The organism is Streptomyces sp. NBC_00258 (assembly GCF_036182465.1).
Taxonomy (GTDB): Bacteria; Actinomycetota; Actinomycetes; order Streptomycetales; family Streptomycetaceae; genus Streptomyces.
In genome coordinates this window covers 1,183,749-1,205,926 of the sequence record NZ_CP108081.1, presented here as the reverse complement: position 1 = coordinate 1,205,926, position 22,178 = coordinate 1,183,749, and the positions used below count along the sequence as shown (strand labels likewise).

Sequence of the window (22,178 nt, the reverse complement as noted above, 5' to 3'; positions counted from 1 at the left end):
GGACGAGAGGGCTCAGCCGGGGCACTGTGGCCGGGGACAGGCCGGCCGAGGAACCAAGGAACTGCTCGAATACGGGCAGGAAGTCACCGTGCGCGTGGCTCGACGAGCAGCCGACGGGCGTCCTCCTGCGCTGGTACCGCCTTGTCCGGCAGATCCATTACTGACACCTGTATGGCTCGGGAGGTGTCGGGCGGCCCCGGTTGGTTTCCTCTTGGTGGCTCGAGGCTCACCCTCCTGATGCCGCGGGCAACTCCACGGTGACGCGGAGTCCGCCGGCCGGGCGTGGGGTAAGCGTCAGTGTTCCGTCGTGTGCCTCGGTGATGGTCTTGACGATGGCCAGGCCCAGACCGACGCCTGCCTGGTCGGCGTGGATACGCTCGGTGCCGCGCTGGAATGGTTCGGTGAGTGTCGAGGCCCGTTGTGGGGTGAGCTTCTCGCCGGTGTTCTCGACGGTGAGCACCACGGTTTCGGGGCGGACGCCGGTGTGGACCCAGACGGTGCCCTGTTCCGCGACGTTGTGGACGATCGCGTTGTGTACGAGGTTCGTGGTGAGCTGCAGCAGGAGCGCGGGCGAACCGCTCGTGGGGGAGATGTCGCCACTGGTCTTGAGGGCGACGCCGTTCTTTTCCGCGAGCGGGTGGAGCGTTTCGGCTGCTTCCTCTGCGACGAGGGACAGGTCGACGTGTTCTCGGGTGAAGGATCGTTGGTTGGCGCGGCTGAGCAGGAGCAGTGCCTCGGTGAGGTCGATGGCCCGGGTGTTGACGGTGTGGAGGCGGTCGACGAGTTTGCCGGTGTCCTGGTTCGGATCGGCGCGGGCGACGTCGATGAGCGTCTTCGAGATCGCCAACGGGGTACGCAGCTCGTGCGAGGCGTTGGCGGCGAACCTCTGCTGTTCCGCGACGTGAGCTTCGAGCTGCGCGAGCATCATGTCGAAGGCGTCGGCGAGTTCACGGAACTCGTCCTTGCGGCCCGGCAGACGGATCCGGTGGGACAGCGATCCGGCCGCGGCCGTGCGGGTGGCGTGGGTGATTCGGTCCAGCGGGGCGAGCATGCGTCCGGCGAGGATCCATCCTCCCAGGAGGCCGAATACCAGGAGGAACACCAGTACTGTTGCTGCCGTTGGGGCGAAACCGCGCACGAAGAGGGTGCCCGGAGTTACTCGCACCGCCCCCGATTCGTTGGTTTGCAACCATCCCTGTCGCAGGAGGAACACTCCCACGGCGACGAGCAGCAGGGCGCCCGCGAGCATGAGGAATCCGGCGTAGCTGAGGGTGAGTTTGAGGCGGACGCTCAAGCCGGGCTGCCTATCCACGGTCAGTACTCCCATGCCCTGTGACGGGTGCTGTGTCGATGCGGTAGCCGACGCCCGGCATGGTGGCGATGACCCAGGGTTTGCCGAGGCGTTTGCGCAGAGGGCCTGTTGTGGGCGCGCCGGCGGTCAAGGACGCCGAGGTCGTAGGTGTTGATGCTGAGCAGTTCCAGAACGGTGTCACCGTCACCGGCGATATCGGCCGCGATCGCTTCCAGGCGCAGGCCATCGCGGATGGCTTCGGCCAGGTAGGGCTCGTCCTCGACGATCAGGACACGCATGAATCAAGGCTATGAGCCGGCACATATCGTCCGCGTATCGACAATCACATACGTGCTGGCAATACCCGGTTGTTCCCACCTGCGGTATGTCTCGAGCTCAGCCCTCAGCCCTCAGCACGAACAATGGTCCGTCGGGTTCGTCTGCTGTTTGTCGGCGGCCTGCTACTGAACTTGAATGCGTGATGTCGGGCTGCGGCAGTTCCAGGAACCGGATGGACCAGCGTCGGCCTCTCGCGCCAGGATGGGTGGATGGCGGAGAGCGAACCGGATTTGATGACCTTGCTGCGCCGGCTCGACGACCCGGAGTGGCTGGAGTGGCCCATGGGCTACAGCCGTAGCGAAGCTGCTGTGCCGTTCGGACGTCTGGTGTTCAGGCTGGAGAGCGACTTCGGGACGAGCTGCGAGGCTGAGCGGGATACCCAGGACTCCAGTGAGTACGGTCGCGTCATTGTCCCCGCAGAAGCGACGGTGTGCGGAACTCGGATCGTGGTGTGCTTGAGCAAGTTCGGGTCTCTGGCTCTGGTGTCGGCCGACAACCCCGGGGCCTTTTTCGGCACGGATGATGCTCAGGCGGAGGGCGAGCTGGACGCCGGGGATCTTGAAAGGGTGGAGCAAGCGGTCATCGGCCTGGGGTACGTGGTGGTCCCGGAAGAGCTGCTCAATCTCCGGTACGACGGGGAGAGTCGGCTGCGTCCATGGGACAAAGGCGCGTGGCAGCCCAGCTGGTGGGATCGGTTCTTCGGCTTCTTTTAGTCGACTAGTCGACGCGTTGAACGTGGCTCATTCTCGAGGCCCAATCCGGTTCCGCGCGGGCAGCCGTTGATCACCTGGTGCCGCTATTGCAACTGCGCTCGGTACAGGACGTGGCGGAGGTGGCGCTCGGCTTCAGTCGGCCGGTGGCGGCAGGGATCACCTGGTGAACGCCGCGTGAGCCGCAGGGTGGTGGCATATCGTCGGCGTATTGAGAACTGCATACGCCCGGGCAACACCCCGCCGCCTTCACTGGTGGCATGTCCTACAGCGAACCGGTACGAGCAGCAGCCGGGAATCCGGTCGTCAGGCCGATCAGTGCCGCCGAGCATTTGGCGTTCGTGCGGGTCCAGCGATCGGTCAGCTTTCTGCAGACCCCGGCGTGGGGCCGCGTCAAGACCGAGTGGCGCAGCGAGTCCCTCGGCTGGTTCGACGAACGGCGCATGGTCGGTGCCGGGCTCGTCCTGCACCGCCCGGTGCCGCGGCTCGACCGCTTCACGCTGGCGTATCTGCCCGAGGGCCCGGTCATCGACTGGAGCGGCGAGATCAGTGCCTGGCTCGATCCACTGGCGGCGTATCTCAAGGAGCACGGCGCGTTCGCGATCCGGCTCGGCCCGCCGGTGGCAACGGACACCTGGAGCGCCGCCCAGGTCAAGGAGGGCATCGCCGACCCGGACATCCGGCGACTGACCGACCTGCCACGACAGTGGGGCGACCCGGTCGGCGCCCGCGTCGGCAGCAGGCTCAAGGACGCGGGCTGGCTGCCGCAGAACCCGCAGGACGGGTTCGGGGTCGGGCATCCGCAGTTCAAGTACGAGGTCCCGCTGGCAGGCAGGACCGAGGACGAGCTGCTCAGGGGCATGAACCAGCAGTGGCGCCGCAACATCAAGAAGGCGGCCAAGGAGGGTGTCCAGGTCACGGTCGGCGATGGAGGTCCGGAAGACCTGAAGGCGTTTCACGACCTCTACGTCCACACCGCCGAGCGCGACCGCTTCACACCCCGGCCGCTGCGCTACTTCGAGACCATGTTCGCGGAGCTGAGCGCCGAGGCCCCCGAGCGGATCACGCTCTACCTGGCCCACCACCAGGGCGACTTGGTCGCCGCCACTGTCCTGGTCCGCGTCGGAGCCCACGCGGTGTACGCCTATGGTGCCTCCGCCACGGAGAAGCGCGAGGTGCGCGGCTCCAATGCCTGCCAGTGGGCGATGATCCGTGACGCGCTCGCGGTCGGCTGCGACGTCTACGATCTGCGCGGCATCACCCCCACCCTCGACGCCGACGACCCGCACGTCGGTCTGGTCCGGTTCAAAGTCGGCACCGGCGGCCAGGCGGTGCGGTACGTCGGTGAGTGGGACCTGCCGCTGCGGCCGATGGTCTACCGGGCCTTCGACCTCTATATGAGGCGGCGCGGACGCTGAACCGTAAAGCGAACTACGCGAGCGCGGCGGCGACTTCGTCGAGGTGTGCCCCGCGGGAAGCCTTGACCAGGACCACATCGCCGGCGGCGATGTGGTCGCGCAGCCAGTCGACGGCCGCGTCGTTGTCGGGGAGGATCATCGCTCGCTCTCCCGCGCCGGCGGCGATCGGCCGGGCTGCCTCGCCGACGGCGGCCACCACGTCGGCCCGGGCGGCGGCGTACGCTCCGACGGCGCGGTGCTCGGCCTCGCTGTCGTCGCCGAGTTCGAGCATTTCGCCGAGTACGGCGATGCGGCGCCTGCCCCGGATGGCCGCCAGCGCGTCCAGGGCGGCGCGGGTGGAGTCGGGGTTGGCGTTGTAGGAGTCGTTGAGCAGTGTCGCCCCGCAGGCGAGGTCGCGCGGCTCCATCCGCCACGGCGACAGCGAGGCGGTGGTCAGCGCCGCCGTGGCCAGGTCGAGGGGAACCCCGGCAGCAAGAGCTGCCGCCGCGGCGGCCGAAGCGTTGAGCGTCTGGTGGGCGCCGACGAGCGGTAGCGCAAGGTGGGCCGAGGTGGCGAGGGTCCGCAGCGTGCAGGAAGGTCGGCCGAGCCGGTCAAGGGCCAGGTCGAGTGCCCGTACGTCGGCGTGGGCCGCCCGGCCGAAGGTCAACACCGGACCGTCGGTGAGCGCGCGCATCGCGGCCACCGCGGGATCGTCGGCGTTGAGGACGGCGGTGCCGCCGGGTGCAAGCCCCTGCACCAGTTCGCCCTTGGTCCTGGCGATGGCGGCGCGCGACCCGAACTCGCCGAGGTGGGCCAGGCCGACGTTGAGGACGATGGCGATGTCGGGCGCGACCAGGCCGGTGAGCTCGGCGATGTCGCCGACATGGCGGGCTCCCATCTCCAGGACGAGGAACCGGGTGGCCGCCTGGGCGCGCAGCATGGTGAGCGGCACACCGAGCTCGTTGTTGAGCGAGCCGACCGTGGCGACCGTCGGCCCGGTCCCCGAAAGCACGGCCGCCAGCAGGTCCTTGGTGCCGGTCTTGCCCTGCGAGCCGGTCACTCCGACGACGGTCAGTCCGTCGCGCAGCTGGGCCACGACATGGGCGGCGAGCATCTGCAGCGCGGTCTGGACGTCCTCGACGACGACGGTGGGCAGCGGCGTGGGCCGGGAGCCGAGCACGGCCACCGCACCGGCCCGCCCGGCTCGTTCCGCGTAGTTGTGGCCGTCGGCGTGCTCGCCGGCGAAGGCGACGAAGAGGCTGCCCGGCTCGGCCTGTCGGCTGTCGAGCACGGCCGGCGCGGTCACGGTCACGGAGCTGTCGCCCTCGGCCTTTCCGCCAACGATTTCGGCGATCTCGCCGAGGCTGAGCGGGATCACGCCGATTCCCTGGACGTCATCCCTGCTGTTTTGTAAGTCATGCCTCCAGTCAAGGAAATGGGACGTATCGCGGGCATATCGAAAAGCACATACGTTCCGGCAACAGCACGCCGCCTTGGCTTGAGGCATGACACACAGCGAAACGACCCGCATAACCATGTACGGGTGCGGCTCGGACGAAGCCGTTCTGTTCCGCGAGCTGGCGCCCGGCTTCGGTGTGCAGCCGGCCATCACCGACGCACCGGTGTGCGAAGCAAATACTGAACTGGCCTCCGGTAGCCGGTGCATCAGCGTCGGCCACAAGACGCCCATCACCCATGCCACGCTGCGTGCGCTCGGTCGAACCGGCGTGACGTATATATCCACACGGAGCATCGGCTACAACCACATCGACGTGGAATACGCGGACAGCATCGGCATCTCTGTCGAAAACGTCTCCTACTCGCCGGACAGCGTGGCCGATTACACGCTGATGCTCATGCTGATGGCAGTAAGGGATGCCAAATCTATCGTCCGTCGCACCGACATGCACGATTACCGACTGAGTGATGTACGGGGGAAGGAACTGCGCGATCTGGCCGTCGGAGTGATCGGGACGGGCCGTATCGGCGCGGCGGTCATGGACCGGCTGCGAGGTTTCGGCTGCCGCATCCTGGCCCATGACAATCGTCCCGTGCACCGCCCCGGTTCCGCTGTCGAGCACGTTTCGCTCGATGAATTGCTGCGGGGGAGCGACCTGGTCACGCTGCATGCACCGCTCACGGCGGCCACGCACCATCTGCTGAATCGGCAGCGCCTGGCGCAGATGAAAGACGGCGCGCTGATCGTCAACACCGGACGTGGTGCGCTCATCGACACCGAGGCCCTGGTGAAGGAATTGGAAAGCGGCAGGCTGGGCGGCGTGGCGCTGGACGTCGTCGAAGGCGAGGAAGGCATCTTCTACGCCGACTGCCGGGACAAACCCATAGAAGGCAAAGCGCTGTTGCGGCTGCAGGAGTTGCCGAATGCGCTCATCAGTCCGCACACCGCCTACTACACGGATCACGCCCTGCGCGACACCGTGGAGAACTCTCTCACCAACTGCCTGACATTCGAAAGCAGGAATCATCATGGCTAGGCCGAAGGTCGGCATCATATTCGGAGGCCGTTCCGAGGAGCACCCCGTCTCCGTCAAGTCCGCGCGCGAGGTGGCCCGGAACCTTGATCTCGAGAAGTACGAACCCTTCTACATCGGGATCACAAGGAGCGGTGCCTGGAAGCTCTGCGACGGGCCCGACGCGGAGTGGGAGAACGGCAACTGGCGCTCCGTCGTGCTGTCGCCGGACAGCGACGTGCAAGGACTGCTCATTCTGGAGCAGGGGCGCTACGGAACGATCCGTCTGGACGTCGTGCTGCCCGTGCTGCACGGCACACTCGGTGAGGGTGGCGCGATGCAGGGTCTGCTGGAACTCTCCGGCATCCCCTACATCGGTTGCGACGTCCAGAGCTCCGCTCTGTGCATGGACAAATCCCTTGCCTATGTCGTCGCCAGAAGCGCGGGAATCACCACACCGAATTTCTGGACCGTCACGGCGGACGAGACCAGCGATCCCGCCCAGTTCACCTATCCGGTCTTCGTGAAGCCGGCCCGATCCGGATCCTCCTTCGGCGTCACCAAGGTGTCGCGGGGAGAGGAACTTCCGAGTGCGGTGGAAACAGCACGGCAGTACGACTCGAAGGTGCTGATCGAAGAGGCTGTCGTCGGCAGCGAGATCGGCTGCGCCATCCTCGGGAACGATTCGGATCTCATCGCCGGCGAGGTGGACCGGATCGCGCTCTCGCACGGATTCTTCAGGATCCACCAGGAAGACGCCCCCGAGACCGGTTCCCAGAACTCCGTAGCAATCGTCCCCGCCGACATCCCGGAAGACTCACGGCTGCTCGTCCAGGAGACGGCCAAGGCCGTGTACCGCGCCTTGGGATGCAGCGGTCTTTCGCGAGTGGACATGTTCCTCAAGGAGGACGGAGAAGTAGTCCTCAACGAGGTCAACACCTTCCCCGGCATGACCTCGTACAGCCGCTATCCGAGAATGATGGCGGCCGCGGGTCTGACGCTCTCCGAGGTGATCGACCGGACGGTCTCCCTCGCATTGACAGGGAAGATTCGATGAAGCAGATGGAGGCGATGAAGGACAACTTTGTCTTTGTGGACGACCTGGCATCCGGCATACGTTGGGATGCCAAGTACGCCACGTGGGACAACTTCACCGGCAAACCGGTGGACGGATATCTGGCCAATCGAGTCGTCGGTACGAGGGATCTTTGCGCGGCCCTGGAGCGGGCCCAGGAGAAGGCCGCATCACTGGGGTTCGGCCTGCTGCTCTGGGACGGCTATCGCCCGCAGCACGCCGTCGACTGCTTTCTGCGCTGGTCGCAACAGCCGGAGGACGGCCGGACGAAGTCGCGACACTATCCCAATATCGGCCGGGCCGAGATGTTCGAGAAGGGATATGTGGCCGCCAGGTCCGGCCACAGCCGGGGCAGCACCGTCGACCTCACGCTCTATGACCTTGCCACGGGTGAACTCGTCCCCATGGGCGGCGACCATGACCTGATGGATCCCATCTCGCACCACGGCGCACAAGGGATCACGCCCGCCGACGCGCGGAACCGTCAGCTCCTGCGGTCCATCATGGAAACCTGCGGTTTCAGCGCGTACGAGCGCGAGTGGTGGCATTACACGCTCGACAACGAACCCTATCCGGACACCTATTTCGATTTCCCCATCACGTAGAACGCCCGGTTCGCGGTCGTGGAGATGGGCGACGGCTCCCGGCAACGCTCTTCTCTCTCCTTGCCTGTACCTGCTGGTCAACCAACGCTCGCCCCGTAGCGCCGCGCCATTTGAAGGACGTGGCCGACAAGGGTCATCCGTCACGCTGTCCTCGTGGCTGAGCGTATGCGGGTGCGAGAGATCGATGACGACGACGGGCAACGACTGCTGCGGATTGTGCGCCGGGGCACGGGGTCGGTGGCGCCCTGGCGGCGGGCCCAGATGGTGTTGTTGTCCGCGCAGGGCATGCTGGTCGACAACATCGCAGCGGTGACGTTCACAAGCCCGGACCGGGTCCGGGACGTGATGCACAACTTCAACGTCGACGGCTTCGAGGCGCTCTACCCCAAGTACCGGGGCGGGCGCCCGAAGTCCCTCCCCCTGGAGCGGCGGGAGGTCAAGAAGACCGCCAAGTCCAAGCCCGCCGAGCACAGCCTGCCGTCTCTGCATGGACGAGTTCGGCCCACTCAACTTTCTGCCTCATCCCGGACGCCAGCGGACTGAACGCGGCGGCAAGGGCAAGGACCCCGGCCGCGAGCCTCGACCGCGCCGCCGGGCCACGTACACCCGCCCGCACGGCGTGCCCCACCTTTGCGCAGCCTACGACCTGGGCAAAGACCAGCGCCACGGCCACATCAAGAAGACCAAGAACCGCAGCAAGTTCCTGGAGTCCTGCCGCTATCTGCGCTCGCTGCACCAGGCGGACGAGGACAATATGTTCCGCCGATACATCATTTGGCGGAACAAGAACGCCGCCGACAAGCGCCTCACTGCCCTCGGCCGCAGGGCGAACGCCGCCTGACCCGCGCCGCCGGCGTCTGTCTTGGGTCGTCAGGGCCGGATCGGTGGCGCACTCATCGCTGCCGTCAGGAACGTGATCGCCCATCGCCGGGCCGCCTCGCCCGCTACCGGGGACGCGCAGCCAGGGGAGGGCTGCTGGTGGACCTGGAGGCGGTCGACGGCTGTCACGGCAAAGATCCCCCGCATCCGGAACCACAGCTCCTCCGGGGAAAGGCCTGGCAGTACGCGCGCGAAGGCTGCGAAGTAGCGCTCACGGACCGAGTCCTCGGCCGGGCCGGTCCAACTGCGTGCCTCCTCGGCCGGGTCGCTGAGGATCGTCACGATCAGCTGGGACGTCCGGGCGCCGCCCTCGTCACCGGCCGGCATCTCGTCGAACAGCGGCCCCGCGAATGCCTCCACCAGTTCGCTGACCGGTGGGTCGGGGGTCCGGGCGAGCAATTTGTCGAGCCCCGCGCACTGGGCAGCGGTGATGGGCTCGACGACGCGGCGGACGACTGCCGCCATCAGCTCCGCCTTCGAGCCGAAGTGGTAGCCGACGGCGGCCAGGTTCGCTCCGGCGAGTGTGGTGATCGCACGGATCGAGGTGCCGCGGTATCCGTGCTCGGCGAAGAGGAGCTCGGCCGCGTCGAGGATCTGAGTGCGGGTGTCTGGGGTCGCCACACGAGGGACTCTACATATGTTTGAATGAAACGAACGTATGAATCAAACGAATGTATAAGGGAGGACTGTCATGAAACTGCTCGTGTACGGCGCCGGGGTTTGCGGCAGCCTGTTCGCCGCCCGCATGGACGAGGCCGGCCACGACGTCTCGCTCCTCGCCCGGGGCGAACGCCTGACCGCCCTGCGCCGGCAGGGAGTGCGGCTTGCCGAGGAGGACGGCCCTGTCAGGCGGGTGCCGGTACCGGTGATAGAGCACCTGGACAGCGGGTACGACCTGATCGCCGTCTTCGTCCGCACCCACCAGGTGGATGCGGTGTTGGAATCACTCGCTGGTGTCCAAGGTGACGTGCTGTTCCTGCTCAACTGGGCAGCCGGCCCGAAGGCGCTGGGCGCGGTGATCGGTCACGAGCGGGTGCTGCTCGGCTTCCCCGCGACTGGCGGCACGATGGACGGCGACGTGGTCCGCTACCGCAAGACCAATTTCATCACCCGACGGGTCGCGATGCCGATCGGCGAGCCCGACGGCCGTACCACACCGCGACTGGTACGGATCGTGGAGGCGTTGCGTACCGCCGGGATCAACGCCAAGGCCGAGCCGCAGATGGATGCCTGGCTCAGGACGCACGCCGCGTTCGAGGTCCCGCTCGGTCAGGCGGTATACGCGGCGGGCGGCCCGGTAGTGCTGGCCGACGCCCCGGACGCGGTGCGCGGCATGCTCCACCTCATGCGACAAAACCTCGCCGCGATGGAGACGCCGCCGGTACCTCGCGCGTTCGCCGCGTTGCGGGCTCTGCCGCATGGGCTCCTTGTGGCCGTGCTCCGGCGCTTCCTGAAGAGCCCGACGGCCGTGCACAGCGGACTCAGCGACCTGTCGCCTGCCACGGCGGCCGAACTCGAGCGGCTGGCTGAACAGCTCCGTGCCCCGGCGTGAGCCCGCTAAGCGACCCAGGACGGCGAAAACCTCACCACGCACACCACCGCCAGTCCCACAGTCCTCGGCTCCAACTCCGCTGGCTCCACGGACGGCACCGCTGACCTCATGACCGTTTCGGTAGCAATGGAGCGTCCGGCCTTCGGGGTGGCGTGGCCTTCTTCCCCCCTTGGGGCCACGCCCTTGGCGCGACGAGACGTGGACCGGGGAACGAGCTATGCACCGTCGTTGCTGTCGCGCAGGGAATGGATCATGCTCTGCAGGATCCGGAACGCGCCTGACTGCTCGGTCTCGGTCATGCCGGCCAGCATTCTGACCTCTACGGATCGGACCGCTACGGTCGCCTTCTCCAGGCTCCGTCGGCCGCGAGGCGTGAGCCGCGTGGGAAGCGCCTTCCCGACGGGTGCCTCCGCGGGCCTGGTCACGTAGCCGTCTCGTTCCAGGGCCTGGAGCAGTACGTTCATCGACTGCCGTGTCACGAACGCGCCTCGCGCGAGCTCGGAGTTCGACAGGCCCGGCCGTTGAGCCAGCAACTCGAGGCAGGAGTAGTGCGTCACGCTCATCCCGAGCGGCCGCAGCACCTCCTCCATGGCTGCGCGGAGGACACTCGACGCCTCTTTCAGCAGGTAACCCAGCGAGGTCTCCAGGTCGACACCGTCTTGATTCATGTCAGCATTCTGACATAGGTTGACCTGTGTCAGAAAGCTGACACGAAGAGAAGGAGCATCATCATGCCCGCAACCGGCCCCGACTTCATCTCGCTCCAAGCGCGCGACCTCGACGCTTCGCAGGCGTTCTACGAGCAGTACCTGGGCCTCGTCCGCTCGCAGGCGGGACCTCCGCACGCTGTCGTCTTCGAGACGAAGCCGATCGCGTTCGCACTCCGCGACGTCGTTCCCGGTACTGATCTCGCGTCCGTTGCCCAGCCCGGCATCGGTGCCGCGATCTGGCTCCACGCCACGGACGTCCAGGCCATCCATGATGCTCTGGTCGCCGACGGTCACACCATCGTCTCCGCACCGATCGACGGCCCCTTCGGCCGGACATTCACCTTCGCCGACCCTGACGGCTACCAGGTCACTCTCCACGACCGCGCCTGATCAGCCAACGCCATCGGACGATCACCGATCCCCGAAGGCCGTGGTTGCGCCCCAGGCTCGTGCGTGACGCCACTTTCTGCCCCGCAGACCTGACGACGTTCTGCCGGCTGGATGACCTCGGCCTGGAGGCGGTCGGCCAACATCTGCATCCCGACCACGCGGTGTTGCTCTGCGATTGGTCGACCCTGATGACCGGTGTCATGCCTGGCGGCTGTCTGAAGGTGCCGCGCGAGACACGTCGAGATCGACTCGGCCCCCCGGCCAGGGCACTGCCATCCGGGTACTCCTCCCTCGACTCACGGAACAGCACACGTCGACAGCTCTGCCGGAACCTGCGGCTCTGCAGGGCTGAGCGCCGGAAGGCGCTCAGGGAGAGGCGGCGCCCGCCGCGCTCGTTATCGCCGTCTGTATCGCCACCGTGGCGATCCTCTCGTGCGGGATGATGATCCGCGACGTCCTGCCCCTGCTCACAGGGGCAGGCGGCATCGGCGTCGCCCTGCTGCCGGTGACGTGCGGCCAGCGCGTCGAGAGGATCGGCCGCCTCGCGCGTGCCTACATCCGTGCGGAAGGCTGCGGTGGCCGCCATGGGATGCCCCGGGGAGCCCGCGGACCGCACTGTGCCGGCACGCGCGGACTTCCTGCGCGGCCAACGCAGTCATGACCTATGAGTAGGTGGCCATGGAGGCGGACAAAGGGTTCGACCGGCGTGTCAGCGTGTGACGTCGAACGTGGCGGCGCGGGGCACGAACGTCGTGTCCCCGTCCTCGGCCGTTGCCAGTACCGAGACATGCCAGGTGCCCTTGGCCAGGTCGGCCGCTTCCTGCTTCGTGAGCTTCTCTCCGTAGGTGCAGCGGACGGTCTCGTCCGAGGTGCTCCGGCACTTGGCGTTCTCATCCGCCGAGCGAACCTCCGCCGCGGTGGGGTCGAGCTTGGAACTCGCGGGCCAGGCAAGGACCTTGAGGCTCCGGATGCCCGAGTCGTCGCTCACGTCCACGGTGTAGGTGAGCGAGCCCGCGCTGCCGTCGGACGGAGCCGTGTAGCGAGCCGAGCCGTGCTCCAGGGTCGGCTTCGTGGGGCCCGCGGCCAGGGCGAGACCGCCGGCGGTCACTCCGCCGAGGACGACGGCGCCGATGAGTGACGAGAAGAGAATGCGCTTGGACATGGGAGATCCCCCTGAATTCGTTGGAAAGTTGGGCCGGATGCGCGAAGAAGCGCGGAAGAGCCTGACAGAACCGCTGGTGGAGCATCTGGCAGAACCGCTGGCAGAGCCGGTCTTGGAAGTGGTCGCAGAAGCGGTGGCCGACCGCGTTCTCGATGTGATCGAGCCTAGGGTCGGGGGCATGGCGCTGTCCTCGCGCTGTAGGACGAGTGGCGCCTCGAACCACAGGTAGAGACTCTGCAACCCAGGTAAGAGGCCGGAATCCGCCTCCAGCCGGAGTCGGGCCGCTCACCTGCGGCCATAGCCTTGATCCGCCATGAAACGAACCGACATCGATACCGACGACCGGCTGTTCCCGGTCCTGCTGATCTGCGCCCAGGCCGTGGTGTGGCCCGGGGTGCCGCTGGTGCGCGGGGCCGTCCCGCCCGCGTCCGCCCTTCTCGTGGCGGCCCTGGTCGCCGGAGTGGTGACGGCCGCGCTCGCCCTGCGCCGTACCCGTCCGGTGGCCACCCTCGTCGTGGTCGCCGCCGCCTGCGCGCTGGGTGCCGGACCGCTGCCCGCCGGGGCGATGGCGTTGCTCGGGACTGCGGGCGTCGCGCTGGCTCTGTTCACCGTGGCGACCGAACGCGACGCCTTCACCGCCGTGTTGTGCGTGGTGGCGCTTGCCGCCTGGCAGCTCTTGCAGGGCATCAGCCTGCACGGGCTCAGCGACCGCAACGGGCTCGACCTCGTCCTGACCGCTCTGCTGTACGCCGCCGTGTGCGGCGCCGGCCTGCGCGTACGGCGAACCCGTCGCGCACGGCGAGCGGCCGAACAACTGCTGAAGCGGGCCGAGTCCGAGCGCCACCGGCTCCCGGCGGTCGAACGGCGGCGTATGGAACGGGAGTTGCACGACATCAGCGCCCACCATCTGACGGCCGTGGTGGTCACGGCGGGAGCGGCCCTCGGGTTGCGTGACCGCCGTCCCGAACTGGCAGAGGAGGCCCTGGAGTTCGCGGTCGAGACCGGCCGCGAGGTCACCCGCGCGCTCGGCGCGGTACGAGCGCCGGCGCCCTCCCGAGGGGATGAGCCGTCACCGGAGGAACGGCTGCTGGACCTGGTCGCCGGGTTCCGGCGCCTGGACCAGCAGGTGGACTGCGAGATCACCCCCTTGCCGGACGGCGCCGTCGCGGAGGCGGCGTACGGCATCGTGCGCGAGGCGCTGACCAACGTCGCACGGTATGCCCCCGGCGCGCATACGAGGGTGCTGTGCCGGTACGGCGAGACCCGCACCGACGTCGTGGTCACGAGCACGCCCCCGTCGGCCGGTGCGGTGGCGCACGGTGCGGGACTCGGCGGCGGCCGTGGGCAGGGCTTCCTGCGCTCCCGGGCACGGGAGGCGGGCGGCACGGTGCACAGCGGGCCGACGGCGGAGGGCGGTTGGGAGGTACGGGCGGTACTGCCGGGCCGGACGGTCACGACGGTGGAACCGTCGGCGCCGAGGACCTACCGCCTGGCGCAGTTGGTGGCTGCGGCGGGCCTGGTCCTGCAGCCGCTGCTGCCCGTTCTGGTCATCCGGGCCGAGGAGACGTCGAGCGCGACGCGGGTATCCGCGGGTGTCTTCTTCGCCCTGCTGGCGGCGAGCCAGGCGGTAGCCCTGCTGTGGCTGCGGAGGGCTCCGCGGACGGCGGACGGGATGCTGCTGGGGCTGGCGCTTCTGTGGCCGGTCGCGATGGCGGTGGGGAACTACAGCGGTCCCGTCCTCCTCCCGCCCGCGCTGAGTCTGTTGGCCACATGTGCGGCCCTCGCGATGATGGAACCGACCCGAACCGCAACGCCCCGAAAGAGACGCGGAGTTGTATCGAAACGCGGTTCAGCCGCGCCGGGGGCCCCGGATGAGCGCGGGAGCGACCAGCCCTCACCGGCCCGCGGCCACGTCACGACCATCGTCCTCATGGTGCTGGTGCACGCCGTGGCCGCCACCACCGCGGTTCTGGACCGAGGTACGGCCGCTCCCATCTGGACGGTCATCACGGGAACCACGGTCGGTGCAACCCTCACAGGCACCGCGGCTCACCTGGCCGGACGCCTCCGCACGCGGCGCCGACAATCCGACCGCCGCGCCCACGACGAACGCCTCGCCGCCTGGACAGAGGAGGCCGTCCGCGACGCCTGGAACGAGCGCCGCCGCATCGCCGCCGGTCTGGAAACCACGGTATTGGCCCGCACCACCGACATGGTCACCGAGGCGGAGGCAGGCCGACTCGACGCCACAGCGACCCGTGCCCGCGAGGCCCTGGCCGCGATGCGCACCCTGCTCGACACCGTCCGAGAGGGCGATACAGGGGCCGAACTACGGCCGCAGCCCACCCTCCAGGCGCTCGACCTGCTCGCCCACCAACTCCGGGCCACCGGCCGGGACATCGAGATACGGCTGACCGACCGCGTACCGGAACGGCTGCCCACCGCCGTCGACCTGGCCGCCTACCGCGCCGCCGAGACGGTGCTCGCGGCCGGCGGCGAGGAGCCCGCAATGCTCGAACTCGACGTGGACAACGATACGTTGACGCTCACAGCCACCGGGGTGCCCCGCGCCGCCGACTCCGCCGTACGGGAGCGGCTGACCACGCGCGTCGCGGCGCTCGGCGGCACCCTGACCACCGGCCCGCAGGGGACGGTCCGCCTCCGGCTGCCACTCGCCGTCGCGCCGGACAACGAGGAGAGACATCAATGAGCCTCAACGTGCTGGTCGTCGACGACCAGGGCATCGTACGGGCGGGGTTCGCCGCCGTGATCGACGCCGAGGAGGACATGACGGTCGTCGGCGAGGCCGCCGACGGCGCCGCCGCGGTGCGGCTGGCCGAGGAGCTGGCTCCCGACGTGGTCGTCATGGACGTACGCATGCCCGAACTTGACGGCATCGCCGCCACCCGCATCATCACCGGACGGGAGAACGCGCCCCGTGTCCTCGTCCTGACCACCTTCGACCTCGACGCGTACGTCTTCGACGCGCTGCGCGCCGGCGCCTCGGGCTTCCTCCTCAAGGACGTACAGCCCTCCCAACTACTGCAGGGCATCCGGGAGGTGGCCGCCGGCGAGAGCGTACTCGCCCCGTCCGCGACCCGCCGCCTCATCGGCCACTTCGCGTCCGGACCACCCGCCGCCGTCCCGGCCGGGAGCGCCCCTGAACTGGACAGCCTGACCGGCAGCCAGCGGGGCGTCCTCACTCTGGTCGCGGCCGGACTCACCAACACGGAGATCGCCGAGCAACTCGGCATCACCGTAGGCACCGTGAAGTCCCACGTGAACGCGCTGCTCCGCAAGCTCGGCCTGCGCGACCGCGTACAGGCGACCATCCTCGCGTACGACCTCGGCCTCGCCCGCCCGAACCCGCCCGGCACCCACCTCTGACCACCGCGACCGGCCGCCGCGACACAACCAGGAGTCCATCCCCATGACCGGCACCACTTCCGATTCCCGCCGATCCGTGCCCCGCCGACTGCGCGACCACGTCGGCGCCGTCGGCCTCGCCTACCTCGGCGTCTGCGCCGTCCTGCTCATCTGGGCACTGGCGGTGACCGCCGGCGAAAGCACGGACGCGTCCATGGCCGGCGTCATCCCGCTCCTGGCGACAGCCCCCGCCAGCCTCGTACTCCTCGTGCTGCCGGACTACAGCGCCATGTTCATCACCGCCATCGCCCTCGGGGCGGCGGTCAACACCGCGATCATCGGCTGGTGCACCCGCGCTCTGCGCCGCGGCGGGCGCCCGGAGCACTAGGACCCCGCGAGGCCTGTCTCGAACACCAGGGCCGACCGACGGCCACATCGATCTCAAGGGCACCGACGAGCGGGCCGTCCTGACTCCTGCCATGGTCGCCCTCGCCGCCACCGCGCTGACCACCGGCACGTACGACCCGCAGACGCTCTCCGCGGCCAAGGCCACCATCCGCACTCGGAATCTTGTGCGCACCCTCGCCGCCCGGCACCGGGCCGACAACACCGACACCGCGACGCTTGGGGGAAGCGGCTGGCAGTCCGCACTGCACGGCACCGGCCGACCGGCTGTTCTGCGAGAAGCTGGACACACCGGGCAAGACCACCTGGCTGCCATGCCGGCTTGGGAGGCTGACCGGCTGACCACCGGAAACAACGTCCACTCCGTCGGCTCCAGCGGTCACCAGCTCTGCATGACCCGCCGCGACGGCCCGTCGTCTCCTCTGACGACAGCACGGCGGAGGAGGACAACTGGAGCACGGCCGCGCTCTCCTCGGCTGCGGTGACTACTTCGGCAGTGTGCGGGCGGGTAGGGGGTCAGCTCCAGGCTTGCCGTTCCTGGCTGCGAGGGTCGTCGAGCTGGGTCCACTTCGCGTCGATGCGCATGGTGGCGCGGCGTTCGCTGGTGTACGGCTCCCAGCCGGGGTCGCCGGTCCGGGCGAACCGGATCCATGCCCTGTGCATCCGTGAGGCGAGATCCGCAGGCGGCTGCTGCGGGCCGAGCAGGCCGTGAGGGCCGTGCAGCCGGGGAAGATGCACGCGATCGAAGACGAAGGGAAGGTCCATCGTGTGAGTGGCGCCGAGTTCTCCTCCCTGAGCCTGGGAACGCCACGCGAACTCGTAGCAGAAGGTGGGGGACCGGGGATGCGCGGCATGCGCGTCGGCCAAGGCCCGGGTGCCCGCGCCGAACACGGCATCACCCATGATCGCGGACCGCAGCTCACCGAAGGATGCCTCGGGCCGCGACGTGCGGTACGTCTCGACGAGCCGCACTGGATCCGGGTGCGAGCGGGCCGCCACCGCGTTGACGTCGGCTGCCGTCGAGGAGGCGTATTTGCCTACGGGGACGAGGTAGAGGTTGCCTTCCTCGGCGGTGGTCCCGATGAGCAGGCCGATGTCGGCATCGAGACCGGCGGCGACGGATTCGGCAGGCTGCGTGTCCAGGACCAGACTGAAGGGGCTGAGCCCGACCAGGGGGTCGTAGTGGGTCGGGGTTTGCAGGTCGATGCCCGCGAGTCGGCCGGCGGCCTCGACCAGGCGCTCGTCGGAGATGCTCGCGAAGGCGTCGGCGTGCGGCTCGACACCGAGGGCGTTGGCTGCTGCCCTGCTGACGCGGCGGGCCTGCTGAGGGGCGAACGCCCCCAGTCCGCTGCCGCTTTGGACGATCGCCCGGTGGAAGAGGCCGGTGGCCCGGGGGGTGGCGAGGACGCCGCCGACGATGGTCGCCCCGGCCGACTGGCCGAAGAGGGTGACGTTGGCAGGATCACCGCCGAAAGCCGCGATGTTCTCCCGCACCCAGCGCAGCGCGGCCAGTACGTCGAGCAGGCCCCGATTGGCGGGCGCTCCGGGGAGGTCGAGAAACCCGGGGATGCCGAGCCGGTAGTTGAGCGTGACGAGGACGACGCCGTGTCGAGCGAAGCTGGAGCCGTCGTACAGCGCGGACCGGGTTGATCCGGCGACGAATCCGCCGCCGTGGACGAAGACCATGACGGGCAGGTCTTCGCCCGTGGCAGAGGGCCTCCAGACGTTGACGGTGAGGTAGTCCTCCCCTCGGCTCCAGCCGGCACCGAAGTAGGGGGACATGTCCACGTCGCCGAGCTTGCGCGCGGACTGAGGGGCGTTGGGACCCGGCACTGTGGCGTCCCGTACGCCGTCCCACGACGCGTGCGGTTGCGGCGGGGCGAAACGGCCGGCGCCGACGGGCGGAGCGGCGTAGGGGATGTTCAGGAAGACGGTGGTGGTGTCCTGCCGCAGACCACGGACCTCCCCCTGAGCGGTAGTGACGACGGGATCGGTGCCGTGGCTCACGATGGTGTCTCTCCTTGGGCCCGGGGCGGGCGGTCGCAATGAAGGTGTACGGGACGACCGGCACCGAGACCCAGCCCTCTGGTAGCGGCCGGGTCCCGGTTTCGACCCTGCCTACGGTCAGAGACGCTCGAGCGAGGCCCACCGCTTGATGCCGAACGAGCTGCCGCTGCGTTCCACTTCCAGCGCGCCGTGTCCGGCGAAGTGGGCGGGCACGACTAGCGCATTGGAGTCGGCGGCCCAGCCGAGAAGTTCCTGCCGGGTCCTACGGGAGGCGTGGGCGTCCTCGCAGAAGCAGCTGTTGTGTTCTGGCTGCATGATCTGGAAGGGGGAATGCAGCAGGTCGCCCACGAAGACCGCGCGCTCGGTGCCGGAGGCCAGCATCACGACGCTCGATCCCGGGGTGTGGCCAGGTGCGGCCTGCAGTCGGAGATTTGCGTCGATGTGGTGGCTTGTTTCCCAGAGCTCGACCTGACCGGCGGCGTATACGGGTGCGACGCTGTCTTCGAAGACGTTCTGGTTGACCCCGCCGGCAATCTTCGGGTTGTTGGCCGGGTTCCAGAACTCGAAGTCGGCTTTGGGCATCAGATACGAGGCGTTGCGGAAGGTCGGAACCCAGGACTGGCCCTCCAGACGGGTGTTCCAGCCGACGTGATCGACGTGCAGGTGGGTATTGACCACGATGTCGACGTCGTCTGGGTGGACGCCCGCCCGCTCCAGATTGCCGAGGAAGTCCAGCTCCAGGTGCCCCCAGAGCGGTGCGTAGGGGCGCTCCTTGTGGTTCCCGACCCCGGTGTCGATCAGGACGGTCTTGCCTTCGCTGCGCAGCACCCACGTCTGCACGGCAACCTTGCAGATGTCGGTCTCCTCGTCGAGGAAGTCCGGGACGACGACGGCACGGTGCTCGTCCCACTGATGCTTCGGTGATGCGGGGAAGAAGACGTCCGGGGTCATGCCGACCGGTCCGTGCATCTCCTCGACCCGTGTCATCTCGACGTCGCCGAGGGTGATGTTGCTCATGACGCTGCTCCTGTGTCTGTGATGCGTCTCGTGTCAGGCGTGTTGGGGCCGGGCGCGGGTCAGCGGTGGAGGCCGTGCAGGCGGGCGCGCAGGAGGTTGGGGTCCTTGGCCGTGGTGTACGCGGCGCTGAGGACGTACACCTCCTTGCCGCGCAGGGCGACGGAGGTGGGGTTCTGGAGTCCGTCGCCGGCGTCCAGAACGGTGGTGCTGGTGCCGTTGGGCTTGATGCGTACGACCTTGTTGGGGGCGTTGAGGGTGGCGAGGACCTCGTTGCCGCGGCCGGTGAAGGCGAAGTCGTCGATACCGGCCAGCCCAGTTGCCTTCACCTGCGGCACTCCCGCCCGGTTGCCGTGACGGATCGGGATGCGCAGGAGGGTGCCCTTGTCGAGATTGGTCACCCACAGCGCGCCGTCGTGTACCTTCGCGCCGTTGGCTCCGAGGAAGCCGGTCGAGGCGAGTTCGGGTGCGGTCGACCAGGTGGTGGGCCGGCCACCGGACAGGGGGACGGTCGATACGGTGCCGAGTACCGAGTCGGTGATGTAGAGCCGCTTGGAGTGCCGGTCCAGGGCGAGACCGTTGGGCAGGCCGTTCGCGGGCAGCGCGGATATGCGCTTGGGGGCCTTGCCCGGGGCCACCCGCCACAGGCCCGTCAGGTCGGCGCCACCGGTCGCGTACAGCACGTACGTGGCGCCGTCGGGAGCGTGGACGATGCCGGTGGCCAGGGGGAACCCGAGGACGGGGGTTTTGACTCCGCCGTCGGCGGGCGCGGGCAGGGTCGCCAGGATGCGAGTGTTGCCTCGGGGTGTGATCTGGGCGATCTGGCGGCTGGCGGCCAAGGTGACGTAGGCCGTGCCGTCGGGCAGCAGGGCGATGTTCTCCGGCATCTGGCCTGCTGCCAGGTCGAAGTGCTGGGTGATTCGAACGTCGCTCAGGTGCCCCAGGTGTGCTGCGGTGCTGTGGGCGGGCGGTGCGGGATAGGTGGTCGCCGGTGCCGCCTGGGCGGACAGGAACGCGGCGGAAGCGGTGGCCGCCGTCAGGGCGACCGTAGTGATGACCTTGCTGCTTCGTCGGGTGAATCGATGGGACACGGATTCCTTCAGTTCACTGGTTCCGGGCAGGCTGAAGCCGCGATGCGGCGATGCCGAGGTGATGGTGGTTAAAGGGGTGTGGTTAAGGGAGGTTCAGGTGGTGTGGGTCCCTGCGTCGGCGTCTGTGCGCGAGGAGACCTCTTCCCCAGGCGTGGCGCCGTGGGCGAGCAGCTTCAGGGCTGTCGCGGAGGGGGAGCCCGGGGTGGCTGTGGCAATCACCACGACTGGTCCGCTTCCTTGTGGACTTTGGAGCGTCTGCTGGGTGACGGTCAGGGTTCCGACCGAGGGGTGGTGCATCTCGTAGTCGGCGACGTCACAGGTCAGGATTTTGTGATCGGCCCACATGGTGGCGAACTCCGGGCTGCGCATGGTCAGTTCGCCGACGAGCCCGGCCAGCAGAGGATCCTGCGGGTATCGGCCGGCGGTGAGGCGCAGGTTGCCGACCACGGCCCTGGCCTTGGCGGGCCAATCGGTATAGAGGTCGCGGGTGTGCGCGTCGAGGAACACCAGTTTGGCCATGTTCGGCCGACGGCCCGGTTCGGCGGGGCTGGCCTGGTCGAGGTGGCCGGCGAATAGTGCGTGACCTTGGGTGTTCCAGGCCAGAACGTCAGTACGGCGGCCCATGACGATGGCGGGAGTGCCTTCAAGAGCTGCCAGCAACGCGCTGGTGGCCGGGCTGATGTACTCGGGACGGGGACGGGGTGCCGCTTTGCCCGGCTTCGGCGCACGAGCGAGCTCGTGCAGATGGGCCCGCTCGGAGTCGTCCAGGCGCAAGGCAGTCGCGAGGGCATCGAGCACCTCGCGTGAGGCGTTGCGTGACTGGCCCTGCTCAAGCCGGGTGTAGTAAGGCGCACTGATTCCCGCGAGCATCGCCAGCTCCTCCCTTCGCAGCCCCGGCACCCGGCGCCGCTCACCGTAGGTCTGCAACCCGACATCCTCGGGATGCAGAAGGCCCCGGCGTGCCTGGAGGAAGTCGGCGAGTTGCCCGTGCTCGTTCATGAAATCGAGTATGCGCGGCGTCGCCGAGCCGCGCCTCACCCTGCTGGGGTAGGGATCCGCAGGGTCTGGTTGCTCCCCACGCCGGCCCTCATGATGAGCCGCACATCCCCTCTGTCGTCTTCACTCTGGGAGTCCCTGTGAGCACTACTACGTCCGGGAGCACCGCCCCCAACCCGCAAAATTCGCTGGACGGCCTCGATCTGACGCCATTCACCTTCACCAGGCGGTGCTGGGTCGACTTGGCGCCGGACTCCGTGTATTCCCTGATCAGCGACGTTTCTATGATTGAGAATTGGAGCCCGAGCGCCAGCGCCGTGAGCTACGAGCCGGGTGGCGGCCCAAGGGTCGGCGCACGGTTCAGCGGACGCAACCGCCGCGACGGGCGTGAATGGGTCACCTACTCCGAGGTGGTGCAGGCCGACACGGGTGTCGCGTTCGCCTTCGTCGTCGGCGGAGCCGAGAAAGGCATAGTCCGTTGGGACTGGCACCTCTACAAGCAGGGCGCCGGCAGCATCGTCCAGCAAACCTGGAGACTGCTGCGCACCGACCCGGTCCTGGGCAACGCACCTGAGGACCTGTATGCCCTGCGAGACCACATGGCGAACAGCGCGGAAGCCACCCTGATCTCCCTGGCGGAGTGGATCGCGGGCCAGCGTAAGGAATGTGGGAGCAGGCCGAGCGGATTGCCCCTCTGAAGTGAAAGGCACCCTTCCAG

At 68.3% G+C, this 22,178-nt stretch carries 21 protein-coding genes and 3 pseudogenes; 14 read left to right on the top strand and 10 right to left on the bottom strand.

From position 1 onward, the window contains the following. Positions 1-226: 226 nt before the first annotated feature. Both OG718_RS05780 and OG718_RS54380 read right to left on the bottom strand, forming a co-directional pair. A complete protein-coding gene (locus OG718_RS05780; protein WP_328843476.1) occupies positions 227-1,312 on the bottom strand; it encodes a sensor histidine kinase in 1,086 nt (361 codons plus the stop codon). Positions 1,313-1,434: 122 nt separating this feature from the next. Continuing rightward, positions 1,435-1,590: pseudogene (locus tag OG718_RS54380) on the bottom strand (response regulator transcription factor); the annotation flags it as partial. A gap of 249 nt (positions 1,591-1,839) precedes the next feature. Here OG718_RS54380 and OG718_RS05770 point away from each other — a divergent pair. Both OG718_RS05770 and OG718_RS05765 read left to right on the top strand, forming a co-directional pair. After that, a complete protein-coding gene (locus tag OG718_RS05770; protein WP_143643867.1) occupies positions 1,840-2,343 on the top strand; it encodes a hypothetical protein in 504 nt (167 codons plus the stop codon). Between the two features lie 257 nt (positions 2,344-2,600). Next, positions 2,601-3,758 (top strand): lipid II:glycine glycyltransferase FemX, encoded by a 1,158-nt coding sequence (locus OG718_RS05765; protein WP_328843475.1) that lies wholly within the window; start codon positions 2,601-2,603, stop codon positions 3,756-3,758. A gap of 13 nt (positions 3,759-3,771) precedes the next feature. Here the strand turns inward: OG718_RS05765 and OG718_RS05760 are convergent, their stop codons facing one another. Beyond that, positions 3,772-5,115 (bottom strand): UDP-N-acetylmuramoyl-tripeptide--D-alanyl-D-alanine ligase, encoded by a 1,344-nt coding sequence (locus OG718_RS05760; protein ID WP_143643869.1) that lies wholly within the window; start codon positions 5,113-5,115, stop codon positions 3,772-3,774. 127 nt (positions 5,116-5,242) lie between these two features. Between OG718_RS05760 and OG718_RS05755 the strand changes: the two genes are divergently transcribed. From OG718_RS05755 to OG718_RS05740, 4 genes and pseudogenes are all read left to right on the top strand, one after another. Continuing rightward, entirely contained in the window at positions 5,243-6,232 is a 990-nt protein-coding gene (locus tag OG718_RS05755) for a D-isomer specific 2-hydroxyacid dehydrogenase family protein (RefSeq protein ID WP_328843474.1), read from the top strand. Beyond that, complete coding sequence (gene vanA-Sc, locus OG718_RS05750; RefSeq protein ID WP_328843473.1) at positions 6,225-7,265, top strand: D-alanine--(R)-lactate ligase VanA-Sc; 1,041 nt, start codon at positions 6,225-6,227, stop codon at positions 7,263-7,265. Before OG718_RS05755 ends, vanA-Sc begins: the two co-directional genes overlap by 8 nt. 14 nt (positions 7,266-7,279) lie before the next feature. Then, positions 7,280-7,888: a D-Ala-D-Ala dipeptidase VanX gene (vanX, locus tag OG718_RS05745; protein WP_143643880.1), complete on the top strand. Its 609-nt coding sequence runs from the start codon at positions 7,280-7,282 to the stop codon at positions 7,886-7,888. Positions 7,889-8,041: 153 nt separating this feature from the next. After that, positions 8,042-8,729: pseudogene (locus tag OG718_RS05740) on the top strand (helix-turn-helix domain-containing protein). A 29-nt stretch (positions 8,730-8,758) separates the two neighbouring features. On the opposite strand, the gene OG718_RS05735 reads toward OG718_RS05740, so the two are convergent. Beyond that, positions 8,759-9,388 carry a TetR/AcrR family transcriptional regulator gene (locus tag OG718_RS05735; RefSeq protein WP_143643872.1) on the bottom strand — a complete coding sequence of 210 codons (630 nt, stop codon included), beginning with the start codon at positions 9,386-9,388 and terminating at the stop codon, positions 8,759-8,761. Between the two features lie 70 nt (positions 9,389-9,458). Between OG718_RS05735 and OG718_RS05730 the strand changes: the two genes are divergently transcribed. Further along, the gene (locus tag OG718_RS05730; RefSeq protein WP_328843472.1) at positions 9,459-10,319 is read left to right on the top strand and encodes a ketopantoate reductase family protein; all 861 of its coding nucleotides are present in this window, start codon (positions 9,459-9,461) and stop codon (positions 10,317-10,319) included. A gap of 215 nt (positions 10,320-10,534) precedes the next feature. On the opposite strand, the gene OG718_RS05725 is transcribed toward OG718_RS05730, so the two are convergent. Further along, a complete protein-coding gene (locus tag OG718_RS05725) occupies positions 10,535-10,987 on the bottom strand; it encodes a MarR family winged helix-turn-helix transcriptional regulator (RefSeq protein WP_143643874.1) in 453 nt (150 codons plus the stop codon). A gap of 63 nt (positions 10,988-11,050) precedes the next feature. On the opposite strand from OG718_RS05725, the gene OG718_RS05720 reads away from it, so the two are divergent. Next, entirely contained in the window at positions 11,051-11,419 is a 369-nt protein-coding gene (locus tag OG718_RS05720; RefSeq protein WP_020549970.1) for a VOC family protein, read from the top strand. A gap of 59 nt (positions 11,420-11,478) precedes the next feature. After that, a pseudogene (locus tag OG718_RS54375) lies at positions 11,479-11,675 on the top strand (ISL3 family transposase); the annotation flags it as partial. Between the two features lie 453 nt (positions 11,676-12,128). Here the strand turns inward: OG718_RS54375 and OG718_RS05715 are convergent. Continuing rightward, the gene (locus tag OG718_RS05715) at positions 12,129-12,581 is read right to left on the bottom strand and encodes a DUF5707 domain-containing protein (protein ID WP_328843471.1); all 453 of its coding nucleotides are present in this window, start codon (positions 12,579-12,581) and stop codon (positions 12,129-12,131) included. A gap of 313 nt (positions 12,582-12,894) precedes the next feature. On the opposite strand from OG718_RS05715, the gene OG718_RS05710 reads away from it, so the two are divergent. The 4 genes from OG718_RS05710 to OG718_RS05695 all read left to right on the top strand — a co-directional run bounded on the left by OG718_RS05710 (position 12,895) and on the right by OG718_RS05695 (position 16,837). Then, the gene (locus OG718_RS05710) at positions 12,895-15,291 is read left to right on the top strand and encodes a sensor histidine kinase (RefSeq protein WP_328843470.1); all 2,397 of its coding nucleotides are present in this window, start codon (positions 12,895-12,897) and stop codon (positions 15,289-15,291) included. Next, positions 15,288-15,968: a response regulator gene (locus OG718_RS05705; RefSeq protein WP_143644430.1), complete on the top strand. Its 681-nt coding sequence runs from the start codon at positions 15,288-15,290 to the stop codon at positions 15,966-15,968. The genes OG718_RS05710 and OG718_RS05705 overlap by 4 nt, the downstream gene beginning before the upstream one ends. Positions 15,969-16,011: 43 nt before the next feature. Continuing rightward, a complete protein-coding gene (locus OG718_RS05700) occupies positions 16,012-16,335 on the top strand; it encodes an SCO4225 family membrane protein (protein WP_328843469.1) in 324 nt (107 codons plus the stop codon). Between the two features lie 91 nt (positions 16,336-16,426). Continuing rightward, entirely contained in the window at positions 16,427-16,837 is a 411-nt protein-coding gene (locus OG718_RS05695; RefSeq protein ID WP_328843468.1) for a hypothetical protein, read from the top strand. Positions 16,838-16,868: 31 nt separating this feature from the next. Here OG718_RS05695 and OG718_RS05690 read toward each other — a convergent pair whose 3' ends face one another. The 4 genes from OG718_RS05690 to OG718_RS05675 form a co-directional block, all read right to left on the bottom strand. Then, the gene (locus OG718_RS05690; protein WP_328843467.1) at positions 16,869-18,359 is read right to left on the bottom strand and encodes a carboxylesterase/lipase family protein; all 1,491 of its coding nucleotides are present in this window, start codon (positions 18,357-18,359) and stop codon (positions 16,869-16,871) included. Between the two features lie 117 nt (positions 18,360-18,476). Beyond that, the gene (locus tag OG718_RS05685; RefSeq protein WP_328843466.1) at positions 18,477-19,376 is read right to left on the bottom strand and encodes an MBL fold metallo-hydrolase; all 900 of its coding nucleotides are present in this window, start codon (positions 19,374-19,376) and stop codon (positions 18,477-18,479) included. 59 nt (positions 19,377-19,435) lie between these two features. Next, positions 19,436-20,464 (bottom strand): hypothetical protein, encoded by a 1,029-nt coding sequence (locus OG718_RS05680; protein WP_328843465.1) that lies wholly within the window; start codon positions 20,462-20,464, stop codon positions 19,436-19,438. 93 nt (positions 20,465-20,557) lie between these two features. Further along, entirely contained in the window at positions 20,558-21,463 is a 906-nt protein-coding gene (locus OG718_RS05675) for a helix-turn-helix transcriptional regulator (protein WP_328843464.1), read from the bottom strand. Positions 21,464-21,600: 137 nt separating this feature from the next. Between OG718_RS05675 and OG718_RS05670 the strand changes: the two genes are divergently transcribed. Beyond that, a complete protein-coding gene (locus tag OG718_RS05670) occupies positions 21,601-22,158 on the top strand; it encodes an SRPBCC family protein (protein WP_328843463.1) in 558 nt (185 codons plus the stop codon). The last annotated feature ends 20 nt before the right edge of the window (positions 22,159-22,178 follow it).

Bases quoted from the DNA above. Each gene is read 5' to 3' on its own strand.
- OG718_RS05755 (WP_328843474.1), top strand. From the start codon at position 5,243: ATGACACACAGCGAAACGACCCGCATAACCATGTACGGGTGCGGCTCG.
- OG718_RS05700 (WP_328843469.1), top strand. From the start codon at position 16,012: ATGACCGGCACCACTTCCGATTCCCGCCGATCCGTGCCCCGCCGACTG.
- OG718_RS05715 (WP_328843471.1), bottom strand. From the start codon at position 12,581: ATGTCCAAGCGCATTCTCTTCTCGTCACTCATCGGCGCCGTCGTCCTC.
- OG718_RS05710 (WP_328843470.1), top strand. From the start codon at position 12,895: ATGAAACGAACCGACATCGATACCGACGACCGGCTGTTCCCGGTCCTG.
- OG718_RS05720 (WP_020549970.1), top strand. From the start codon at position 11,051: ATGCCCGCAACCGGCCCCGACTTCATCTCGCTCCAAGCGCGCGACCTC.
- OG718_RS05675 (WP_328843464.1), bottom strand. From the start codon at position 21,463: ATGAACGAGCACGGGCAACTCGCCGACTTCCTCCAGGCACGCCGGGGC.
- vanA-Sc (WP_328843473.1), top strand. From the start codon at position 6,225: ATGGCTAGGCCGAAGGTCGGCATCATATTCGGAGGCCGTTCCGAGGAG.
- OG718_RS05725 (WP_143643874.1), bottom strand. From the start codon at position 10,987: ATGAATCAAGACGGTGTCGACCTGGAGACCTCGCTGGGTTACCTGCTG.
- OG718_RS05705 (WP_143644430.1), top strand. From the start codon at position 15,288: ATGAGCCTCAACGTGCTGGTCGTCGACGACCAGGGCATCGTACGGGCG.
- OG718_RS05770 (WP_143643867.1), top strand. From the start codon at position 1,840: ATGGCGGAGAGCGAACCGGATTTGATGACCTTGCTGCGCCGGCTCGAC.
- OG718_RS05685 (WP_328843466.1), bottom strand. From the start codon at position 19,376: ATGAGCAACATCACCCTCGGCGACGTCGAGATGACACGGGTCGAGGAG.
- OG718_RS05695 (WP_328843468.1), top strand. From the start codon at position 16,427: ATGGTCGCCCTCGCCGCCACCGCGCTGACCACCGGCACGTACGACCCG.
- OG718_RS05730 (WP_328843472.1), top strand. From the start codon at position 9,459: ATGAAACTGCTCGTGTACGGCGCCGGGGTTTGCGGCAGCCTGTTCGCC.
- vanX (WP_143643880.1), top strand. From the start codon at position 7,280: ATGAAGGACAACTTTGTCTTTGTGGACGACCTGGCATCCGGCATACGT.
- OG718_RS05765 (WP_328843475.1), top strand. From the start codon at position 2,601: ATGTCCTACAGCGAACCGGTACGAGCAGCAGCCGGGAATCCGGTCGTC.